The 17478-nt window shown below is 70.8% G+C and carries 25 protein-coding genes and 1 tRNA gene; 15 read left to right on the top strand and 11 right to left on the bottom strand.

The annotated features are described in order from the left end of the window. The first annotated feature begins 413 nt into the window (after nucleotides 1-413). The 11 genes from hisG (at nucleotide 414) to E9232_RS27990 (ending at nucleotide 6528) form a co-directional block, all read left to right on the top strand. Nucleotides 414-1088, top strand: coding sequence for an ATP phosphoribosyltransferase (hisG, locus tag E9232_RS28040; protein WP_309799762.1), 675 nt, complete (start codon nucleotides 414-416; stop codon nucleotides 1086-1088). Beyond that, a complete protein-coding gene (hisD, locus tag E9232_RS28035) occupies nucleotides 1072-2370 on the top strand; it encodes a histidinol dehydrogenase (protein ID WP_309799760.1) in 1299 nt (432 codons plus the stop codon). The genes hisG and hisD overlap by 17 nt, the downstream gene beginning before the upstream one ends. Beyond that, nucleotides 2367-2864: a UPF0262 family protein gene (locus E9232_RS28030; RefSeq protein ID WP_309799759.1), complete on the top strand. Its 498-nt coding sequence runs from the start codon at nucleotides 2367-2369 to the stop codon at nucleotides 2862-2864. The genes hisD and E9232_RS28030 overlap by 4 nt, the downstream gene beginning before the upstream one ends. A 3-nt stretch (nucleotides 2865-2867) precedes the next feature. Further along, complete coding sequence (locus E9232_RS28025) at nucleotides 2868-3308, top strand: arsenate reductase ArsC (RefSeq protein WP_309799757.1); 441 nt, start codon at nucleotides 2868-2870, stop codon at nucleotides 3306-3308. 64 nt (nucleotides 3309-3372) lie between these two features. Next, complete coding sequence (locus E9232_RS28020; RefSeq protein ID WP_309799755.1) at nucleotides 3373-3672, top strand: type II toxin-antitoxin system Phd/YefM family antitoxin; 300 nt, start codon at nucleotides 3373-3375, stop codon at nucleotides 3670-3672. Nucleotides 3673-3674: 2 nt separating this feature from the next. Further along, nucleotides 3675-4121, top strand: coding sequence for a type II toxin-antitoxin system VapC family toxin (locus tag E9232_RS28015; RefSeq protein ID WP_309799770.1), 447 nt, complete (start codon nucleotides 3675-3677; stop codon nucleotides 4119-4121). A gap of 131 nt (nucleotides 4122-4252) precedes the next feature. Then, nucleotides 4253-4471, top strand: coding sequence for a translation initiation factor IF-1 (gene infA / locus E9232_RS28010; protein ID WP_138885999.1), 219 nt, complete (start codon nucleotides 4253-4255; stop codon nucleotides 4469-4471). A gap of 5 nt (nucleotides 4472-4476) precedes the next feature. Next, nucleotides 4477-5076 carry a Maf family protein gene (locus tag E9232_RS28005; protein ID WP_309799750.1) on the top strand — a complete coding sequence of 200 codons (600 nt, stop codon included), beginning with the start codon at nucleotides 4477-4479 and terminating at the stop codon, nucleotides 5074-5076. Beyond that, the gene (locus E9232_RS28000) at nucleotides 5073-6170 is read left to right on the top strand and encodes a ribonuclease E/G (RefSeq protein WP_309799748.1); all 1098 of its coding nucleotides are present in this window, start codon (nucleotides 5073-5075) and stop codon (nucleotides 6168-6170) included. The genes E9232_RS28005 and E9232_RS28000 overlap by 4 nt, the downstream gene beginning before the upstream one ends. Before the next feature lie 32 nt (nucleotides 6171-6202). After that, the gene (locus tag E9232_RS27995) at nucleotides 6203-6397 is read left to right on the top strand and encodes a DNA gyrase inhibitor YacG (protein ID WP_309799746.1); all 195 of its coding nucleotides are present in this window, start codon (nucleotides 6203-6205) and stop codon (nucleotides 6395-6397) included. 55 nt (nucleotides 6398-6452) lie between these two features. Next, a tRNA-Phe gene (locus tag E9232_RS27990) sits at nucleotides 6453-6528 on the top strand. 63 nt (nucleotides 6529-6591) lie between these two features. Here the strand turns inward: E9232_RS27990 and E9232_RS27985 are convergent. The 5 genes from E9232_RS27985 to E9232_RS27965 form a co-directional block, all read right to left on the bottom strand. Next, the gene (locus E9232_RS27985; RefSeq protein WP_309799745.1) at nucleotides 6592-6777 is read right to left on the bottom strand and encodes a hypothetical protein; all 186 of its coding nucleotides are present in this window, start codon (nucleotides 6775-6777) and stop codon (nucleotides 6592-6594) included. A gap of 71 nt (nucleotides 6778-6848) precedes the next feature. Beyond that, entirely contained in the window at nucleotides 6849-7310 is a 462-nt protein-coding gene (locus E9232_RS27980) for a hypothetical protein (protein WP_309799743.1), read from the bottom strand. A gap of 94 nt (nucleotides 7311-7404) precedes the next feature. Then, nucleotides 7405-7707 (bottom strand): hypothetical protein, encoded by a 303-nt coding sequence (locus E9232_RS27975; protein WP_309799741.1) that lies wholly within the window; start codon nucleotides 7705-7707, stop codon nucleotides 7405-7407. Between the two features lie 142 nt (nucleotides 7708-7849). Continuing rightward, nucleotides 7850-8179, bottom strand: a complete 330-nt coding sequence (locus E9232_RS27970) for a hypothetical protein (protein ID WP_309799739.1) — start codon at nucleotides 8177-8179, stop codon at nucleotides 7850-7852. A 78-nt stretch (nucleotides 8180-8257) separates the two neighbouring features. Continuing rightward, a complete protein-coding gene (locus E9232_RS27965; RefSeq protein WP_309799737.1) occupies nucleotides 8258-9520 on the bottom strand; it encodes an MFS transporter in 1263 nt (420 codons plus the stop codon). Nucleotides 9521-9657: 137 nt separating this feature from the next. Between E9232_RS27965 and E9232_RS27960 the strand changes: the two genes are divergently transcribed. After that, the gene (locus E9232_RS27960; protein WP_309799734.1) at nucleotides 9658-10461 is read left to right on the top strand and encodes an AraC family transcriptional regulator; all 804 of its coding nucleotides are present in this window, start codon (nucleotides 9658-9660) and stop codon (nucleotides 10459-10461) included. Here the strand turns inward: E9232_RS27960 and E9232_RS27955 are convergent. Beyond that, nucleotides 10413-11390 carry a patatin-like phospholipase family protein gene (locus E9232_RS27955; protein WP_309799732.1) on the bottom strand — a complete coding sequence of 326 codons (978 nt, stop codon included), beginning with the start codon at nucleotides 11388-11390 and terminating at the stop codon, nucleotides 10413-10415. The genes E9232_RS27960 and E9232_RS27955 overlap by 49 nt on opposite strands. A gap of 2 nt (nucleotides 11391-11392) precedes the next feature. Then, nucleotides 11393-12910: a bifunctional metallophosphatase/5'-nucleotidase gene (locus E9232_RS27950; RefSeq protein WP_309799730.1), complete on the bottom strand. Its 1518-nt coding sequence runs from the start codon at nucleotides 12908-12910 to the stop codon at nucleotides 11393-11395. A gap of 101 nt (nucleotides 12911-13011) precedes the next feature. On the opposite strand from E9232_RS27950, the gene E9232_RS27945 reads away from it, so the two are divergent. Both E9232_RS27945 and E9232_RS27940 read left to right on the top strand, forming a co-directional pair. Beyond that, nucleotides 13012-14364 (top strand): NAD(P)/FAD-dependent oxidoreductase, encoded by a 1353-nt coding sequence (locus tag E9232_RS27945; RefSeq protein WP_309799728.1) that lies wholly within the window; start codon nucleotides 13012-13014, stop codon nucleotides 14362-14364. 102 nt (nucleotides 14365-14466) lie between these two features. Next, a complete protein-coding gene (locus E9232_RS27940) occupies nucleotides 14467-15198 on the top strand; it encodes a type 1 glutamine amidotransferase (RefSeq protein ID WP_309799726.1) in 732 nt (243 codons plus the stop codon). Nucleotides 15199-15208: 10 nt separating this feature from the next. On the opposite strand, the gene E9232_RS27935 is transcribed toward E9232_RS27940, so the two are convergent. Continuing rightward, nucleotides 15209-15493 carry a type II toxin-antitoxin system RelE/ParE family toxin gene (locus E9232_RS27935; protein ID WP_309799724.1) on the bottom strand — a complete coding sequence of 95 codons (285 nt, stop codon included), beginning with the start codon at nucleotides 15491-15493 and terminating at the stop codon, nucleotides 15209-15211. Beyond that, nucleotides 15483-15905, bottom strand: a complete 423-nt coding sequence (gene relB / locus E9232_RS27930; protein WP_309799722.1) for a type II toxin-antitoxin system RelB family antitoxin — start codon at nucleotides 15903-15905, stop codon at nucleotides 15483-15485. The genes E9232_RS27935 and relB overlap by 11 nt, the downstream gene beginning before the upstream one ends. Between relB and E9232_RS27925 the strand changes: the two genes are divergently transcribed. Next, the gene (locus E9232_RS27925) at nucleotides 15880-16221 is read left to right on the top strand and encodes an MmcQ/YjbR family DNA-binding protein (protein ID WP_309799720.1); all 342 of its coding nucleotides are present in this window, start codon (nucleotides 15880-15882) and stop codon (nucleotides 16219-16221) included. The two genes, relB and E9232_RS27925, sit on opposite strands and share 26 nt — an antisense overlap. Here E9232_RS27925 and E9232_RS27920 read toward each other — a convergent pair whose 3' ends face one another. Then, entirely contained in the window at nucleotides 16222-16788 is a 567-nt protein-coding gene (locus tag E9232_RS27920) for a cytochrome b (RefSeq protein ID WP_309799717.1), read from the bottom strand. Between the two features lie 113 nt (nucleotides 16789-16901). Next, nucleotides 16902-17432: an RBBP9/YdeN family alpha/beta hydrolase gene (locus E9232_RS27915; protein ID WP_309799716.1), complete on the bottom strand. Its 531-nt coding sequence runs from the start codon at nucleotides 17430-17432 to the stop codon at nucleotides 16902-16904. Nucleotides 17433-17478: the final 46 nt, after the last annotated feature.

The following is a 17478-nucleotide window of genomic DNA, read 5'->3' as shown; positions in this document are numbered from 1 at the left end:
GGTGGCGGCGATCGACCTGCCCAGCGTCGACCCCTTCGTGGCGCCGATCCTCTACGCCGTGCCGGTGCAGCTCTTGGCCTATCACACCGCCGTGGCCAAGGGCACCGACGTCGACCAGCCACGCAACCTGGCCAAGAGCGTGACGGTGGAATAGGGGGCAGCCGGCTTTCCGCCGCCTGGTCGAACGCGTGGCCACGGTCGCGATCGACCTCACCGACAATGGCGGCCCGATGGATTGCTTCGCTGCGCTCGCAATGACGATGAGGGGCGACACGGGAGGGAGGCGCCGCGGCCACACCGACCGCCCATCCGCGCATGGGCGAGTCGCGGGCTCTTCTGGTCTCGCGGCTGCGCTTTCGGCTATGGTGCCGCCCGTTCCCGCGGAAGCGCTCCCGTCCCAACCATCGGGCATCATGTCCTCGACCGTCCCCGATCCCCTGACCATCGCCCTGCCCAAGGGCCGCATCCTGGACGAGCTGCGCCCGCTGATGGCGCATGCCGGGCTGGAGCCGGAGCCCGCCTTCGACGATCCGCGCCATCGCGGCCTGTCCTTCGCCACCAACCATCCGCACATCCGGCTGATCCGGGTGCGGTCGTTCGACGTCGCCACCTTCGTGGCCTTCGGCGCCGCCCAGCTGGGCATCGCCGGCAACGACGTGCTGATGGAGTTCGACTACCCCGAACTCTACGCCCCGCTCGACCTCGGTATCGGCGCCTGCCGCCTGGCCGTGGCCGAGCCGGTGGACCTGGCCGAGACCGACGACCCCAGGCGCTGGAGCCATGTCCGCGTCGCCACCAAATACCCGACCGTCACCCGCCGCCACTTCGCCGCCCGCGGGGTGCAGGCCGAATGCATCAAGCTGAACGGCGCCATGGAGCTGGCGCCCTCGCTGGGCCTGTGCCGCCGCATCGTCGACCTGGTCTCCTCCGGCGCGACGCTGGAGGCCAACGGCCTGCGCGAGATCGAGCACATCGCCGACGTCACCTCGCGGCTGATCGTCAACCGCGCCGCCTTCAAGACCCGTCCGGAGGAGATCGCCGGATGGATCGACCGTTTCCGGAATGCCGTCCATGCCGCTGCGTCTTGATGCCCGCTCGCCCGGTTTCGCCGAAGCCTTCGAGGCCTTCGTCTCGGCCCGCCGCGGCGCCCATGCCGACGTCGCCGGCGCGGTCGCCGCGATCGTCGCCGATGTCCGCGCCCGTGGCGATGAAGCGCTGGTCGACTACACCGAGCGCTTCGACCGCATCCGGCTGACGCCGGAGACCCTGCGCGTCTCGGCCGGCGAGATCGCCGCGGCGCGGGCCCAGGTCGACGCCGAGACCCTGGCGGCGCTGGACCTCGCGGCGCGGCGGATTGAGGCGTTCCACGCCAAGACCGTGCTGCCGGCCCTGTCCTATGTCGACGAGGACGGCATCGGCCTGGCCGCGCGCTGGACCCCGATCGACGCGGTCGGGATCTACGTCCCCGGCGGCCTCGCCAACTATCCCAGCTCCGTCCTGATGAACGCCATCCCGGCCCGGGTCGCCGGGGTCGGGCGCATCGCCATGGCGGTGCCGACGCCGGACGGGGTGCTGAACCCGCTGGTGCTGGCCGCGGCCGAGCGCGCCGGCGTCACCGAGATCTGGCGCATCGGCGGCGCCCAGGCCGTGGCGGCGCTGGCCTACGGCACCGCCAGCATCCGCGCCGTGGACAAGATCACCGGCCCAGGCAACGCCTATGTCGCCGAGGCCAAGCGCCAGGTGTTCGGCACCGTCGGCATCGACATGATCGCCGGCCCGTCCGAGATCCTGGTGGTGGCCGACGGTGACAACGACCCGGACTGGATCGCGATCGACCTGCTGGCCCAGGCCGAGCACGACATCCATTCCCAGTCGGTGCTGATCACCGACGATGCGGCTTTCGCCGATGCGGTGGCGGCGGCGGTCGACCGGGCGCTGGAGACGCTGCCCAAGGCCGCGATCGCCGGGCCGAGCTGGCGCGACCGCGGCGGCGTGATCGTGGTCGGGTCGCTCGACGACGCGGTGCCGCTGATCGACCGGCTGGCGCCCGAGCATCTCGAGCTCGCGGTCGCCGATCCCGACCGGCTGGCCGACCGGGTGCGCCATGCCGGCGCGATCTTCCTCGGCCGCCATGCGCCGGAGGCCGTTGGCGACTATGTCGCCGGGCCCAACCATGTGCTGCCGACCGCACGCAGCGCCCGCTTCGCCAGCGGCCTCAGCGTGTTCGACTTCGTCAAGCGCACCACCCTGGTGCGCTGCGACGCCGCCGGCCTGGCCCGGATCGGCCCGGCCGCGGTGCGGCTGGCCCGCGCCGAGGGGCTGGAGGCGCACGCCTTGTCGATCGCCCAGCGGCTGAAGGCCGAGGGATGAGCGGGGGCGATGGCGACGGGGAGCAGGCAAAGCTCGTCGAGGTCGTCATCGACGAGGCCGCGTCCGTCCGCCGGTCGCCCGAGGTGGCGCATGAGCGCCGGGTCGCGATCCACGACCTGATCGAACAGAACAGCTTCCGCCTGGTCGACGGCCCGGCCGGGCCCTACCGCCTGCGCCTGCGCATGGAGGAGAGCCGGCTGATCTTCGAGATAGCGGCCGGGGATGGGCCCGAGGGCGAGCCCGAGCGCGTGGCCCTGCCGATCCAGCCGTTCCGGCGGATCATCAAGGACTACTTCATGGTCTGCGAAACCTACTACGCCGCGATCCAGACCGCGCCGCCGTCGAAGATCGAGGCGATCGACATGGGGCGGCGGGGGCTGCACGACGAAGGCTCGGTGATGCTCGGCGAAGGGCTGGCGGAGCGCATCGCCATCGACCACGCGACTGCGCGGCGGCTGTTCACGCTGCTCTGCGTCCTGCAGATCCGCGGGTGAGCGATGGCGGGGCCGACCAGCGTCCTCTTCGCCTGCACCCAGAACTCGATCCGGTCGCCGATGGCCGAATCGATCCTGAAGCACGTCGCGGGGTCGCGCATCTTCGTCGACAGCGTCGGCGTCCGGCCGGGTGAGCTGGACCCCTTCGCCGTGGCGGTGATGAAGGAGATCGGCATCGATCTGGCGCGCCACCGGCCGAAGGGCTTCGACGACCTCGAGGACGACAATTTCGACATGGTGATCTCGCTGTCGCCGGAGGCGCAGCACCGCGCCGTTGAGATGACCCGCACCACGGCCTGCGAGCTGGAGTTCTGGAACACCTTCGACCCCACCGCGATCGAGGGCAACCGCGACACCCGGATGGCCGCCTTCCGCCAGGTCCGCGACTGGCTGCTGGCCCGCATCCGTGAACGCTTCGGCGACGCGGCGCGGGGCGGGGCGTGAGGATGGCCCTTGCGGTCCGCCGCGATGCGCCCATATTCTGACTAATCTGGTCAGGAGATATGTCATGAGCGGACGCAAGAAGGATGCATCCCCGTCCGCCTTGCCGGCGTGGAAGCTGGAGGACGCCAAGGCGCGTCTCAGCGAGGTCGTGCGACTCGCCCGGGAGAAGGGGCCGCAGCGCGTCACCGTGCACGGGCAGGATGCCGTGGTGATCCTGTCGGCTTCGGACTATGCCCGTCTGGCCCCGGCCACCAATGTGAGCCTCGCCGCGCTCTTCGGCAGCGGACCGTTCGCGGCGCTGGATGATTTCGACGGCCAAGGCGTGCGCGAGTCGGCGCCGATGCGCGACATGCCGTCCTTTTGATCATGCCGCGCGGCTGGCTGCTGGACACCAATGTCGTGTCGGAGCTGCGCAAGGCGGCGCGGTGCGATCGGGCCGTTCGGGCCTGGGCTGAAGGCGTGCCTCCTGCCTCCTGCTATCTCAGCCGCGTGACCGTCGCCGAGATCCGCCTCGGGATCGAGCAGGTCTCGGACCCCGGGTTCCGCGCCGAGCTGGAAACCTGGCTGCGGGACGGTGTCAGGCTGTGGTTCGGGGATCGCATCCTCGATGTCGACGAGGATGTCGTCCTGGCCTGGCGACGCCTCGTGTATGAGGGGCAGAAGGCCAACTACACCTACGCGCAGCCGGACGGCCTCATCGCCGCGGCCGCGATCGTCCACGACCTCGGCGTCGCCACCCGGAACGTCGAGGATTTTCGGCGCGCCGACGTTCCGGTGTTCAATCCGTGGAGCGATCGCGCCGGGCCGGCGTGACGCCCGAGGTCCGGACGAGGACCGCAGATACTGGAATAGTGGCCGAGACAGGCTCCGGCCCGAACAAACAGCTTGACCCAAGAATGGCAGTCGCCCACTTCTTGGGCGGTTTCTCAACATGGCGAGTATGGATGGCCAAGGAAGATTTGATCGAGTTCTCGGGCACCGTGACCGAGCTGCTCCCCAACGCGATGTTTCGGGTGAAGCTCGACAACGATCACGAAGTTCTCGCGCACACATCCGGCAAGATGCGCAAGAACCGCATCCGGGTGCTCGCGGGTGATCGGGTCAATGTCGAAATGACCCCCTACGACCTGTCCAAGGGTCGCATCACCTTCCGATTCAAGTAACACCCGTGCCCGCTCCAGACCGGACGGGCACGACCGACGTGCTTGTTCTCGCCTCGGCTTCGCCGAGGCGTCTCGATTTGTTGCGCCAGATCGGCATCGTCCCGGACCAGGTCCGGCCCGCCGATCTCGATGAAACGCCGCTGAAGCGCGAGCTGCCGGGCCCCCATGCCCGGCGCCTCGCCCAGGCCAAGGCCGAAGCGATTCGGGCGCAGGTGCCCGGCGCCTTCGTGCTGGCGGCCGACACCGTGGTCGGCTGCGGCCGGCGCATCCTGCCCAAGGCGGAGACCGATGAGGAGCTGCGGCTCTGCCTCGAGCTCCTGTCCGGCCGGCGGCACCGCGTCCATGGCGGGGTCTGCCTGATCGCGCCGGACGGCACCATGCGGCTGCGGCTGGCGCAGAGCAGCGTCATCTTCAAGCAGCTCAGCCGGGCCGAGATCGACGACTACGTCGCCTCGGGCGAAGGCCGCGGCAAGGCCGGCGGCTATGCCATCCAGGGGCGGGCGGCGATGCTGATCCGCGCCATCGAGGGCTCCTACTCCAACATCGTCGGCCTGCCGCTGTTCGACACCTCGCAGCTGCTGCGAGGGGCGGGCTACCGCTGGTGAGAACCATCGAGATCACCGAGTCGGACGGCATCCTGCTGGCCGGCCTGGTGGTCGACGGCCGCCTGACCGACCTCGCGGCCGAGCGCCCGGCGCGGCCCGGCCTGTCCGGCGCCGTGTTCCTGGCCCGGGTCGAGCGGGTCGACCGCGTCTCCGCCGCCGCCTTCCTCGACATCGGCACCGGCCGCAGCGCCTTCCTGCCGTTGCGCGGGCCCGAGGCCGATGCCTTGCGCGCCGGCGCGCCGGTGATCGTCCAGATCATCGCCGATCCCCGAGGCGATAAAGGGGGGGGCGAAAAGGGGGCCGAGGCCACCCGCGACATCGCGCTGCCCGGCGCCACCGTGATCCACCTGCCGTTCTCGGCCAATGTCGCGGTGTCGCACCGGCTCGGCCCCGCGGCGAAGCGCGACTGGCAACAGCGCCTGGCCGGCGGCTGGATCGTCCGCGCCGCCGCTGCCGCCGTCCCACCCGACCAGGTGCTGGCCGAGGCCCAGCGGCTGGGCCGGCGCTGGGAGGCGGTGGCCGACCGGGCCGAGACCACCCGCGCCCCGGCGCTGCTGGAGCCGGCGCCCGGCGCCGCCAGGCGGCTGATCCTGGACCATCCCGACGTCGCCCGCGTCGTGGTCGACGGCGCCGCCCTGCTGCCGCCGCTGCAGCGCTGGGCAGCGGCCGCGGTGCCCGAGCTGGCCTCCCGCATCGCCGGCGGCCCGACGCCGCTGGGCGACGCCCTGGACGCGCTGCTGGCCCCGACCGTGGCACTGCCCTCCGGCGGCAGCATCACCATCGAGGCCACGCGGGCGCTGACCGCGATCGACGTCGATGGCGGCCGGTCGCCCGACCATCTCCGCACCAACCGCGAGGCGGCGGCGGAGATCGCCCGCCAGCTGCGGCTGCGCAACATCGGCGGCACCGTGGTGGTGGATTTCATCTCGATGCGCCGCGGCGGCGACAAGGCCGCGATTCTCAACGCCTTCCGCGCCGCGCTGGCCGACGACCCGCTGAAGGTCCAGCTCGGCGAGGCGCTGTCGCCGCTGGGCCTGGCCGAGCTGGCGCGCGAGCGGCGCGGCCAGGCGCTGGCCGCGATCATTGAGACTTGAAGCTAAGCCGCCCCGATCCGATTCTGAGAGCCATGACCACGATCACCGAAACCAGGGGGCATTGCCCCATCTGCCGCAAGCCGACGGAGCAGAAGTTCCGCCCCTTCTGCTCGCGCCGCTGCGCCGACATCGATCTCGGCCGTTGGTTTTCAGAGGCTTACGCCGTTCCGGTGAAGCCCGAGACCGACGAAGACGAAACATTGCAGCGAGATGAAGATGACCGCTAGACAGGCGGCCTTCGGTTTCCTATAAGCACGGCCTCCGCACCGCGGAGACAACGGCGCCCAGGTAGCTCAGTTGGTAGAGCAGGGGATTGAAAATCCCCGTGTCGGCGGTTCGACTCCGTCCCTGGGCACCATTCCCCTTCCCAAGAGAATGGCGCAACCGACGGGCCTCTGGGTCGGTTGCGACGCGCGCGCGATCAAGGCTTCGGCTTGGTCGGCAGCATCAGGCCGCCTTGTGGCCCGACCTTGACGCCGAGCAGGCCGGCGGCGGGGGCGACCGCCTTGTCCAGCACGCTGGGCTGCTTGGGCGGGGGCGGCTTGGGCGGCTCGCTGCCACAGGCGGCCAGCGCGGCGCAGATCAGAAGAAGCGAACACAGCCGCACGGCATCACCCCAGCTCGGTGCATCCCGGATCCCCGGGCCGGCCGCCATCATGACGCCAAGCGGCTGCGCCGTCAGCGGTCCTGGACGTCGACGCCGCGAAGACGCGCCGTGGTGTGGTGATCGCGGCCATGCGACGCGGTGCGCTGGACCGGCTCGCGACGTCGGACGCCGGGCAGGGGGAGGAGCGGGCGATCCGGGACCTGGGACGAGGGCTGGTGCAGCAGCGCGGCCCGATCGAGGTCGCGGATCATCGCGGCGAGGTCGGCCGGGGCCAGCGGCCCTTCAGCGGCCCGTTCGTCGACGGCCTCGGCCGCATCCAGCCAGAAGGCGATCACCGTGACCTGCGCGATGCGGCCCCAGGCCGGGTCGTCGGGACGGCCGAGATGGATGATGACGTCCCGCCACCGGCGCAGCTGGCGCTGCTGCCACCAGCTCGGGGCCATCGCGCCGCTCAGGATCCGGACCAGGATGTCGCGCATGTCGGCGATGGCCCGACGGGCCCGTCCTCCGGGGTCCTGGACGGATCCGCGCATGTACCGCTCCCGATCGGGTTTCCGATACGGGTATAGCGGCGGCGCAGCGGCCGCTCACCTTACTGCTGCGTAAAGCGCCAGGGGCGTCGGGGCCCTAGCCGTTCAGGCGGAAGGTCCCGCTTTCGGACACGAAGCGCCGGTAATCCGCCAGCGGATAGCGGGCGCCGTCCGCGTCGGGCCGCTGCCGGTCGAGGTCGGGCGTGTTCGCCGGGTCGAGCAGGGCCAGCCAGGACCAGATGACCTGGAACGGCGCGCGGTTGCGGGTGCTCTTCATCGCCCGATACAGGGTGCCGCGCTCCAGCTCGCTGGGGGTGGTGCCGGTCTCCCAGCGGTTGAGGTAGCCGCGGAGGATCCGGCTCGCTTCCTGGCGCCGCTCCTTGTCGCCGTTGATCGCCATGGCCGACTCCTGTTCCTGGGCAGGGGTTAGGGCGGCGGATCCATCCGGCGCCCGCGGTCCCCGCGGCGCCGGAGATTCGGCGGTTGGGCCCGATCATGACAGGTTCGCGCCGCTGCGTCCGATCGATGCGCGGAGGGGCCGACTAGGATCCGGGCGAGGGCGTGAAGAAGCAACGGACGGCGTGGGTGGATTTGCGGCAGATCCAGTAGTCGCCGTCCTCGCTGCTCAGGGTCTTGAAGCGCGGCACGAATTCGCCGGTCGACCGGATGGTGAATCCGTCGTGGCTCTCCTCGATGTCCGAGCGCGGCCAGGGGGTGCAGTCGCGCTCGCCGCAGCAATGGTTGGTGGTGCCGTATTCGACATAGCCGCCGCGGTTGATCCAGATGTCATGCGCCGCGGCCGGACCGTGGCCGAAGGCAAGGAGGACCGGCAGAACAGCCGCGCCGGACCGGATCCGCTGCATCGTGTCCATCCGCGACCTCCCGCGCCGGTCGACTGCATGCCGAAGCAGGCAGGATAGACCGATGCGGCCGCCGGTCCAACGGCGCGGCTATTCCGCCGGCACCGCCGCGATCGCCCGCCGCGGCCGCTCCAGATCGGGCAGGAAGACGGTCAGGATGCCGATCAGCGGCAGGAAGGCGCAGAGGCGGTAGACGAAGCCGATGCTGGTGAGGTCCGCGACCTCGCCCAACACCGCGGCGCCGATGCCGCCCATGCCGAAGGCGAAGCCGAAGAACAGCCCGGCGATGGTGCCGGTCTTGCCCGGCACCAGCTCCTGCGCATAGACGACGATGGCGGAGAAGGCCGAGGCCAGGATCAGGCCGATGATGATGCTGAGGATCACCGTCCCGGTCAGCCCGACATAGGGCAGGGCCAGGGTGAAGGGCAGCACCCCCAGGATCGACCCCCAGATCACGTATTTGCGGCCGAAGCGGTCGCCGATCGGGCCGCCCGCCACCGTCCCCACCGCCACCGCGCCGAGGAAGATGAACAGGTGGATCTGCGCCTGCTGCACCGACACGTGGAAGGTCTCGATCAGGTAGAAGGTGTAGTAGCTCGTGAGGCTGGCCAGGTAGATGTACTTCGAGAACACCAGCATGCCGAGGACGCCCAGGGCGATGCCGACCGTGCGGCGCGGCAGCACGATCTGGCTGGCGGCTTGGCGCGGCTTGGCCCGGATGGTCCGGCGCTGCCGCCGGTACCAGGCGCCGACGCTCGACAGCACCAGGATGGCCAGCAGGGCGGCGGCGGAGAACCAGCCGATGCTGGACTGGCCGCGCGGCAGCACGATGAAGGCGGCCAGCAGCGGGCCGATGGCGGAGCCGATGTTGCCGCCGACCTGGAACAGCGACTGCGCCAGCCCGTGCCGGCCGCCCGAGGCCATCCGGGCTATGCGGGAGGATTCCGGATGGAACACCGCCGATCCCATGCCGACGAAGGCGGCGCCCAGCAGCAGCATCGGGAAGCTGGTGGCGACCGACAGGACGATCAGCCCGACCAGGGTGAAGGCCATGCCGATCGGCAGCGAGAAGGGCTGCGGCTTGCGGTCGGTGTAGAGGCCGATCGCCGGCTGCAGGATCGAGGCGGTGAGCTGGAACACGAAGGTGATCAGCCCGACCTGGCCGAAATCGAGGCCGTAGTTGGTCGCGAGCATCGGATACAGCGCCGGGAGCAGCGACTGCATCATGTCGTTCAGCAGATGGCTGAAGCTGATCGCGGCCAGGATGACGAAAACCGTCTTCTCGGCGTCGGGCCGGCCTGTCGTCTGGGTCAGATCGGGCGCGCTGCCCGCTATCGCTGTTCCGCTCGTCATTCCCAATGTTCCCGATGCCCGCTGAGCGGTGCATCATTGAGGCACCCGGCGGCGGGGATGCCGTCGGTTCGGCCCACAATACGCCTTTCCGCCCGACCTGCTTTCGTGCTTTGGTCTATTAGTTTTGAGAGTGGGCCATGGTCCGAAACGCCGCCATTTTCGATTACGAGGACACGCCTCGCCCGATCGTCGCCCTCGGCAACGACTATCCGGTGAATTTCACGATCCTGCCGCACCGGCACCGGCGATCGCAGCTGCTGTACGGCAGCGACGGCGTGCTGCTGGTCCGGACCGAGCAGGGGCGCTGGGTGGTGCCGCCGGAGCGCGGCGTCTGGCTTCCCGGCGGCATCACCCATGAAGTGCAGTCGATCGGCGCGGTCAAGGTCCGCAGCGTCTATGTCGAGCCCGATGCGGTTCCCGGCCTGCCGGCGGAATGCCAGGTGGTCGGCGTCTCCGCCCTGATGCGCAGCCTGCTGATCGAGGCCGTCGACCTGCCGCTGGAATATGATCGGGACAGCCGGGCAGGGCTGATCATGGCGCTGATCCTGGAGGAAATCGGGCGGATGCCGGTGCTGCCGCTGAACCTGCCGCTGCCGGGCCATGCGGCGCTGGCCGCCCGCTGCCGCCACTTCCTGGACGGGCCGACGCCGCACGACACGATCGACGATTGGTGCGATGCCCTGGCGATGAGCCGCCGGGCCTTCACCCGCCTGTTCCGGCAGGAGACCGGCCTCAGCCTGTCCGCCTGGCGGCAGCAGGCCTGCCTGTTCCACGCCCTGCCGCGGCTGGCCGCGGGCGAGCCGGTGACGGTGGTCGCCCTCGACCTCGGATATGACAGTGCAGCCGCCTTCACCACCATGTTCAAGCGCCTGCTGGGCGTCCCGCCCAGCCGCTACTTCGGTGCGGCCTCCGGCGGCGGCGCCCCGGGTTCCAGGCCGTAGGAGGTGACGCGCAGCGCCTCGCGGATGTCGGGGATCGCCGCCTCCGCCGCCTCGTAGCCGAGGTCGATCATCTCCGCCGCCCGATCGAATTCGGCGCTGCCGATATGGCCCAGCTTCGGTGCGATCAGCACATCAGGCGGTTCGGCGGCGAGGCGGCTGCGCCCGGTGCGGTCGAGCACGATGTTGAGCGACGCCATCATCACCCCGAACAGGCTGGGCGCGTTCGGGTCGCGGCGGAACAGCTTGCGGGCGATGCCGTTGATGCCGCTCAGCAGGCCGCCGCCCGGCATCAGCTCCAGGACGTCGAATCCGGCGATATGGGCATAGCCGCCGCCGGGCACGCGGGTCTTGCCCATGATGTCGCCGTTCAGGTTGACCGCGATCACCACCTCGGCGCCGAGCGCGCGGCAGACCGAGACCGGCACCGGATTGACCAGGGCGCCGTCGACCAGCATGTGCCGCCCGACCCGCCGCGGCGGGAACACTCCCGGCAGGGCGTAGGACGCCTGGATCACCTCGGACACCCGGCCTTTGGTCAGGCAGACCTCGTGGCCGGTGAACAGGTCGACGCAGAGGGCGCCGAACGGCACGCCGAGATCCTCGATCCTGAGGTCGCCGAAGCTCTGGTCCAGCAGCCGGCCCAGCTTGCGCCCGCTGATCAGGCTGGGCTGGCCCAAGCCGAAATCGAGATAGGCGATCATCCGCTGCCGGTTCAGCCCGAGGGCCCAGGCCTCCAGCACGTCCAGCCGGCCGGAGAGATGGGCGGCGCCGGCCAGGGCGCCGACCGAGGTGCCGCAAACCACCTGCGGCCGGATGCCGGCGGCGTCCAGCGCGCGCAGCACGCCGATATGGGCCCAGCCGCGGGCGATACCGCCGCCGAGCGTCAGGCCGAGGACCGGAGGGGCCTCGGCGTCGGCATCCATCGTCATCGCTAGACCCGCGTGATCCGGCCGTCGACCTTCGGCGCCACGGTGCCGACCGAGGTGACGTAGTCCATCACCACCGTCGCCATCAGCCGGCCGGCCGAGGCGTCGACCAGCATCTTGCCCCTGGTCATCGCGGCATAGCCGTCGCCGCCGCCGGCCATGTAGTCGTTGGTGGCGACGCGGTAGGTCGCGGCATCGTCCAGCGGTTTGCCGTCGACCGTGACCGAGACGATGCGGCTGCCGGGCGGCTTGGCCGGATCCCAGGTGAAGGCCAGGCCCGAGACCTGGGGGAAGCGCCCGGCGACGGCCTCGACCTGGGACACGCCGCTCTCCAGTGCCGCGCGGATGTCGGCGCCTTTCAGCTCGAGCAGCACCGCGACATTGCCGAAGGGCAGCTCGGCCAGGATGTCCTTGCGCGTCAGCTCGGTGCCGGCGGCGATCAGCCGGTCGCCGCGGACGCCGCCGCCGTTGATGATGGCGATCTGGGCGCCCGGCGTGCCCCAGCGCACCCCGTCGGCGATCAGGTCGCCCATCGTCGTCTCCCGGGTGCGGACGCTGCCGCGCTGGCTGTCCAGCTCGACCGCGGTCTTGCCGATGACCACGCCCAAAGCATCATCCAGCGCCTTGTTGTAGCTGTCGACCTTGGCCTGAATCTCGGCATCCGGCTCGACCCCCGCGGTCGGCCGCACCTCCCAGCTCGGCAGCACCGCGATGATCGGGCCGTCCTTGGTGTCGCGGGTCGAGATCTCCAGCTCGACCACGCCGAGATAGTGCGAGTCGTAGCCGGCTTTGAAGACCAGGACGTTGTTCTCGTAGAACATGATCGGGTCGTGGTCGTGCCCGCCCAGTACCAGGTGCAGCCCCTTGACCGACTGCGCCAGCTGCCGGTCCTGGGCGAAGCCGAGATGGGTCAGCGCCACCAGGATGTTGGCGCCCTGGGCCTTCAGCGCCTCCACCGCCTGCTTCGCCGTGGCGATGATGTCGGGGAAGCTGATGTCGGGGCCGGGGCTGGACAGCGTCGCGGTGTCCGGCGTCAGGATGCCGAGGAAGCCGATGGTGTAGTCGCCGACCTGGCGGGTGGCGGTGGCGATGCCGCCGCCGAACGGCTTGCCGTCCTTGCCCAGGACATTGGCGCCGAGCCAGGGGAACTTCGATTCGCCGACGCGCTGGGCCGCCAGATCCGGCCCGTAGTCGAACTCGTGGTTGCCCCAGACCGCATAGTCGACCCCGACGGCGTTGAACAGGTCGATCATCTGCGAGCCCTTGGTCAGGCCCGACATCACCGAGGGCGACAGCGTGTCGCCGCCGAAGGTGGTGATGCTGTGCGGATTCGCGGCGCGGGCCTGCTTCAGCAGCGTCGCCAGCTGGCCGAAGCCGCCCTGGCCGCGCACCGGGCCGATCTCGTAGACGTCGTTGACGTGCAGGAAGGCCAGGCGCAGCGGCGCGGCGGCGGCCCAGCCCGGCAGCGGGGCGGCGGCAAACAGCGTGGCGAGCATGACCTGGCGGCGCGACGGGCCCTGCATGGCTGGAATCTCCCTCCGGATGGCGGTGCCAGCATGGACCGGGCCACGGCCGGATGTCATCCTCGCCGGCGTTTCAGACCGGTGACAAGCGAGCGGATCGGATGACCCAGGGCAGTCTCTACCATCCGGCCACCGCCGACACCGCCCACACCGTCCCGAGCTATTGGGAGGCCACCGCCGGACCGCCACCGGAGGGCTGTGCTCCCCTGGCCGGCGACGAAACCTGCGACATCGCGGTCATCGGCGGCGGCTATACCGGCCTGTCGGCGGCGCTGCATCTGGCGCGCGACCTCGGCGTCGACGTCCGGGTGCTGGAGGCCGGCCGGATCGGCTGGGGCGCCTCCGGCCGCAACGGCGGCTTCAACTGCGTCGGCGCCGCCAAACTGTCGGGTGCCGCGATGCTGAAGCGGGTCGGTCGCGACGAGGTCCGCCGCTACTACGCCGCCCAGGTCGAGGCGACGGAGCTGGTGGCGCAGCTGAGCCGGGACGAGGGCATCGATTTCGATCGCCAGGGCGACGGCGTCATCAGCGTCGCCCACAAGCCCAGCCGGGTGCGCGAGCTGGAGGAGGAGGCGCGCTGGGACCGCGAGGTCACCGGCCTGACCTCGACGCTGTGGAGCCGGGACGAGCTGCGCGAGCGCGGCCATGCCGGGCCGGAGGCGCATGGTGCGCTGCACCACGCCGCCGGCTTCGGCCTGCACCCCCTGAAATACCATCGCGGCCTGACCCGCGCCGCCCTGGCGCGGGGCGTCAGGATCCACGACCGCAGCCGCGTCACCGGCTGGGTGCGGGAGGGCGGCGGCCACCGGCTGGTCACGTCAGGCGGGTCGCTGCGGGCCAAGCGGGTGCTGATCGCCACCAACGGCTACACCACCGACGCGCTGCATCCCTACCTCGCCGGCACCTTCCTGCCGGCCCTGTCCAACATCGTCACGACCAGGCCGCTGACCGCGGCGGAGCAGGCGGCCCAGGGCTGGACCACCGGGACGCCGCTGTCGGACAGCCGCAACCTGCTGTTCTACTTCCGGCTGCTGGCGGATGGCCGGCTGCTGCTCGGCGCCCGCGGCGGCACCTGGGGCAGCCCGGAGGCGTCGGCGCGCTACCGCCGCTGGCTGGAGGGCCGGATCGGCATCGCCTATCCCGCCTGGCGCGATGTCGAGACCACCCATTTCTGGTCCGGCCTGGTCTGCCTGTCGGCCAATCTGACGCCGATGCTGGGCCAGGTGCCGGACGATCCCGGCGTCTGGTACGCGCTGGCCTATCACGGCAACGGCGTGGCCAGCGCCGGCTGGGCCGGCCGCGCCATCGCCCATGCCATGACCGGCGGCCCGGTGCCGGGCGTCGGCATCCCGGCGCTGATGGCGACGCCGCCGACCCGCTTCCCGCTCGGCCGCTGGCGGCGCTGGCTGCTGAAGGCGGCGTATCTCAAGTTCATGGTGCAGGACCTTCTTTAGGAGCCCCGGCTCTGACGCCGGGGCCGCCCCGCATTCTGCGCATTTGGCCGCTGGGCAGCCCGACCGTAGCCTTCGGGACGGGCTGGCCGGAGACGTGACGCCATGAAGATCCTGACGCTGCAGAACAACGACATCTCGCCCTCCGGCGTGATCGGTGCCGCCATCGCCGAGGCCGGCGGCACCGAGGATGTGCGCTTCCCGGAGCACGGCGACGCGCTGCCGGCCGACGCGACAGGACATGACGGGCTGCTGGTGCTGGGCGGCACCCAGCACGCGGCCGACGATATCGCCCATCCGCATCTGCCGGCGCAGATCGAGGCGATCCGCGCCTTCGCCGCCGCCGGCAAGCCGGTGCTGGGCATCTGCCTCGGCAGCCAGCTGCTGGCCCGTGCGCTCGGCGGCACCGTCCGGCGCCACCACACGCCGGAGGTCGGGTTCACCGCGATCCAGCCGACCGCGGCGGCGGAGGCCGATCCGCTGCTGCAGGGCCTGGTGCCGCTGCCGCGGCTGATGCACTGGCACTACGACACCTTCGACCTGCCGGAGGGCGCGACGCTGCTGGCCACCAACCCGGTCTGCTCGAACCAGGCCTTCAGCGCCGGGCCGGGGCTGTACGGGCTGCAGTTCCACCTCGAAGTCACGGCCGGGATCGTGCAGGGCTGGGTCGACGCCTTCCAGGCCTGGACGCAGGACCGGTTCCCGGAGTTCTACGCCACCTATCGCGATCAGCTGATGAACGACCATCCCGGCGCCGCCGCCTTCGGCCGGCAGGTCGGGCTGCGCTGGATGGAGATGGTACGCGCGGCCCACGCGGAGAGCCGCCAGGCGGCCTGACGGGGCGACGCTACAAGCGCCGCGGCCATTTTCGCGCGCCATGCATGACGCGCAGAATCGTGACCGCGCTTTCGTCGATACGATAGGCGACGACATAGGGCGTGTGGTTGACCACCAGTTCCCGCGTGTTCCGCAGGCGACCGGGCCCGCCCATCCGCGGATGCTCGGCCAGCATCGCAACCTGCAGCTCGATCACATCAAGAATGGCGACCGCCGCGACAGGATTGTCGATGTCGATGTGGTCGGCGATATCGAGAAGATCCTCCCGGGCGGCTGGGCGCCAGTCAACGCGCACGCCCGGCGGCCTTGGCGATCCGCGCCTGCAGGCGCGCCTTCACATCGGCCATGACCCGGTCATGGGGAATGCTGGGACGCGGATCGTCGATCGCCGCTTGCACCTGCGCCCTGAACCAGGCGTCATAGCCGGGCTCGGGCTTCTGCCGTTCCTCAACATAGGCCCGCATGAAGTCGCGGATGACCTGCGCGGCCGGCCGGTCGGCCGCCTCGGTGGCCGCCTTGAAGGCAGCCTTGAGGTCCGCCGACACGCGGAAGTTGAAGTTCTCTTCCTTCGGATGGCTGCTGGTCCGGGGCAGGAGATCACCTGACGATGCCGTGATGCGCGATGATAATGTGTAGACAACGTCAATGCAAATCGCCGGGCGGGCGGCCGGGGAGGATGTCATGACCTTCGACGATGTCTGCGCCATCGCCCTGGCCTGGCCCGGCGTTGAACGGTCGACCTCCTACGGCACCCCGGCGTTGAAGGTGAAGGGCAAGCTCCTGACCCGGCTGCGCGAGGATGGCGAGACCCTGGTCGTCGGCGTCGGCTTCGACGAGCGCGAGATGCTGATGGAGGCCGAGCCCGAGGTCTTCCACATCACCCCGCACTACCGCGACTGGCCGATGGTGCTGATGCGTTTGCCCAAGGCCGATCCCGGCGCGGTCGAGGCCTTGCTGCTGCGCCGCTGGCGCGCGGTGGCGCCGAAGCGGCTGGTGAAGGACTTCGATGCGGCGAAGGGCTGATCAGCCCGGCAGCATCCGGCGCAGCACGCCGTCGCGCAGGGCGTAGTGGTGGATCAGCGCCATGGCCGCGTGCAGCCCGGCCAGGACGATGATGATCCAGGCGACGTCGTTGTGCAGCCCGGCGAAGGTCCGCCCCAGGTCGGGGTTGGGGGCGAAGGCCGCGGGCACCGAGAACAGGCCAAAGAACTGGAAGGGTTCGCCCTCCGCCCAGCGGAACAGGAAGCCCAGCGTCACCTGCGCCGCCAGCAGCAGGTACAGCGCGTGATGCGCCGCCTTGGCCGCCAGGCGCTGCAGGCCGGAGGCAGCGGGCGGCAGGCGGCGGCCCCGGCTGCCACGCCAGGCCAGGCGGGCGATCAGCACCGCCGCCAGCAGCAGGCCGAGGGAGATGTGCAGCGACTGATCGAACTTGCGGATCTCGCGCGGGAAGAAACCCCAGGTCTCGGCCAGCAGGAACAGCGTCACCACCAGCACCGCCGTCAGCCAGTGCAGGACGATCGTCACCCGGTCATACCGGCGTGCGGATGGGTCGGTCGGGGCCGCGGTCATGGCGGCCGGCTGGATCGTCATTCGATGCTCGTGGTTGAATTGTCGGGGGCGCGGGTTCTCTGCCCGCCTTCACGGTTCGCCGGACCGCAGCCGGCGGTTTGCCCCGCAGGTCAATTCGACGCAGCCGCGTGGTGTCAGATCCGCGCCATCAGCGTGGCGAAGCGGGTCAGGCCCTCCGGCCAGGGGCCGTGGCCGCTGGTGCTGTCGAGATGCCCGGCCTCGCCGGCGTCGACGAAGCCACTGCCCCAGGCCGCGGCCAGGTCTTCGGCCACCGCCAGGGCGCAATGCGGGTCGTTGGCGCTGGCCACCAGCTGCGAGGGGAAGGGCAGCGGGTCGCGCGGCACGTCCTCGTAGCCGGGGGCGCCGGCCTTGGCCGGATCCGGTGGCGCCACCAGCAGCGCGCCGGCGACGCGGCCGTTCAGGCGCGGGGCGGCGAAGGCGACGGCCAGCACGCCCAGACCATGGGCGATCAGCACTATCGGCCGGTCGCCCTCCGCCGCCGCGGCGACCAGGGCCTCGACCCGGCTGCTGCGGTCCGCCGGATCATCCGCCGAACCGACCCAGCGCGCGGTCTTCAGGCGCGAGTGCCAGCGCGACTGCCAGTGGCTTTCGTCCGGGCTCGACAGGCCCGGGACCATGAGGATGGATGCGTCCGCGGATTTCATGGGGACCTGATGCGGCTTCGGGGCGACAGGGACGAGGTATGCCCGG

The sequence above is a fragment of the Inquilinus ginsengisoli genome, assembly GCF_031453975.1.
In the GTDB taxonomy this organism is placed as follows: Bacteria; Pseudomonadota; Alphaproteobacteria; order DSM-16000; family Inquilinaceae; genus Inquilinus; species Inquilinus ginsengisoli_A.
This window is presented reverse-complemented; position numbering and strand designations above follow the sequence as displayed.

What these genes read in the sequence shown, in the direction of transcription:
- E9232_RS27965 (WP_309799737.1), bottom strand. Translation starts at nt 9,520, where the DNA reads ATGACGAGCGGAACAGCGATAGCGGGCAGCGCGCCCGATCTGACCCAG.
- E9232_RS27975 (WP_309799741.1), bottom strand. Translation starts at nt 7,707, where the DNA reads ATGGCGATCAACGGCGACAAGGAGCGGCGCCAGGAAGCGAGCCGGATC.
- infA (WP_138885999.1), top strand. Translation starts at nt 4,253, where the DNA reads ATGGCCAAGGAAGATTTGATCGAGTTCTCGGGCACCGTGACCGAGCTG.
- E9232_RS28025 (WP_309799757.1), top strand. Translation starts at nt 2,868, where the DNA reads ATGGCGGGGCCGACCAGCGTCCTCTTCGCCTGCACCCAGAACTCGATC.
- E9232_RS27920 (WP_309799717.1), bottom strand. Translation starts at nt 16,788, where the DNA reads ATGACGATCCAGCCGGCCGCCATGACCGCGGCCCCGACCGACCCATCC.
- E9232_RS27980 (WP_309799743.1), bottom strand. Translation starts at nt 7,310, where the DNA reads ATGCGCGGATCCGTCCAGGACCCCGGAGGACGGGCCCGTCGGGCCATC.
- E9232_RS28015 (WP_309799770.1), top strand. Translation starts at nt 3,675, where the DNA reads ATGCCGCGCGGCTGGCTGCTGGACACCAATGTCGTGTCGGAGCTGCGC.
- E9232_RS27995 (WP_309799746.1), top strand. Translation starts at nt 6,203, where the DNA reads ATGACCACGATCACCGAAACCAGGGGGCATTGCCCCATCTGCCGCAAG.
- E9232_RS27915 (WP_309799716.1), bottom strand. Translation starts at nt 17,432, where the DNA reads ATGAAATCCGCGGACGCATCCATCCTCATGGTCCCGGGCCTGTCGAGC.
- E9232_RS27945 (WP_309799728.1), top strand. Translation starts at nt 13,012, where the DNA reads ATGACCCAGGGCAGTCTCTACCATCCGGCCACCGCCGACACCGCCCAC.
- E9232_RS28020 (WP_309799755.1), top strand. Translation starts at nt 3,373, where the DNA reads ATGAGCGGACGCAAGAAGGATGCATCCCCGTCCGCCTTGCCGGCGTGG.
- E9232_RS27925 (WP_309799720.1), top strand. Translation starts at nt 15,880, where the DNA reads ATGACCTTCGACGATGTCTGCGCCATCGCCCTGGCCTGGCCCGGCGTT.
- E9232_RS28030 (WP_309799759.1), top strand. Translation starts at nt 2,367, where the DNA reads ATGAGCGGGGGCGATGGCGACGGGGAGCAGGCAAAGCTCGTCGAGGTC.
- E9232_RS27960 (WP_309799734.1), top strand. Translation starts at nt 9,658, where the DNA reads ATGGTCCGAAACGCCGCCATTTTCGATTACGAGGACACGCCTCGCCCG.
- E9232_RS27950 (WP_309799730.1), bottom strand. Translation starts at nt 12,910, where the DNA reads ATGCAGGGCCCGTCGCGCCGCCAGGTCATGCTCGCCACGCTGTTTGCC.
- hisG (WP_309799762.1), top strand. Translation starts at nt 414, where the DNA reads ATGTCCTCGACCGTCCCCGATCCCCTGACCATCGCCCTGCCCAAGGGC.
- E9232_RS27955 (WP_309799732.1), bottom strand. Translation starts at nt 11,390, where the DNA reads ATGACGATGGATGCCGACGCCGAGGCCCCTCCGGTCCTCGGCCTGACG.
- E9232_RS27940 (WP_309799726.1), top strand. Translation starts at nt 14,467, where the DNA reads ATGAAGATCCTGACGCTGCAGAACAACGACATCTCGCCCTCCGGCGTG.
- E9232_RS27970 (WP_309799739.1), bottom strand. Translation starts at nt 8,179, where the DNA reads ATGGACACGATGCAGCGGATCCGGTCCGGCGCGGCTGTTCTGCCGGTC.
- relB (WP_309799722.1), bottom strand. Translation starts at nt 15,905, where the DNA reads ATGGCGCAGACATCGTCGAAGGTCATGACATCCTCCCCGGCCGCCCGC.
- hisD (WP_309799760.1), top strand. Translation starts at nt 1,072, where the DNA reads ATGCCGCTGCGTCTTGATGCCCGCTCGCCCGGTTTCGCCGAAGCCTTC.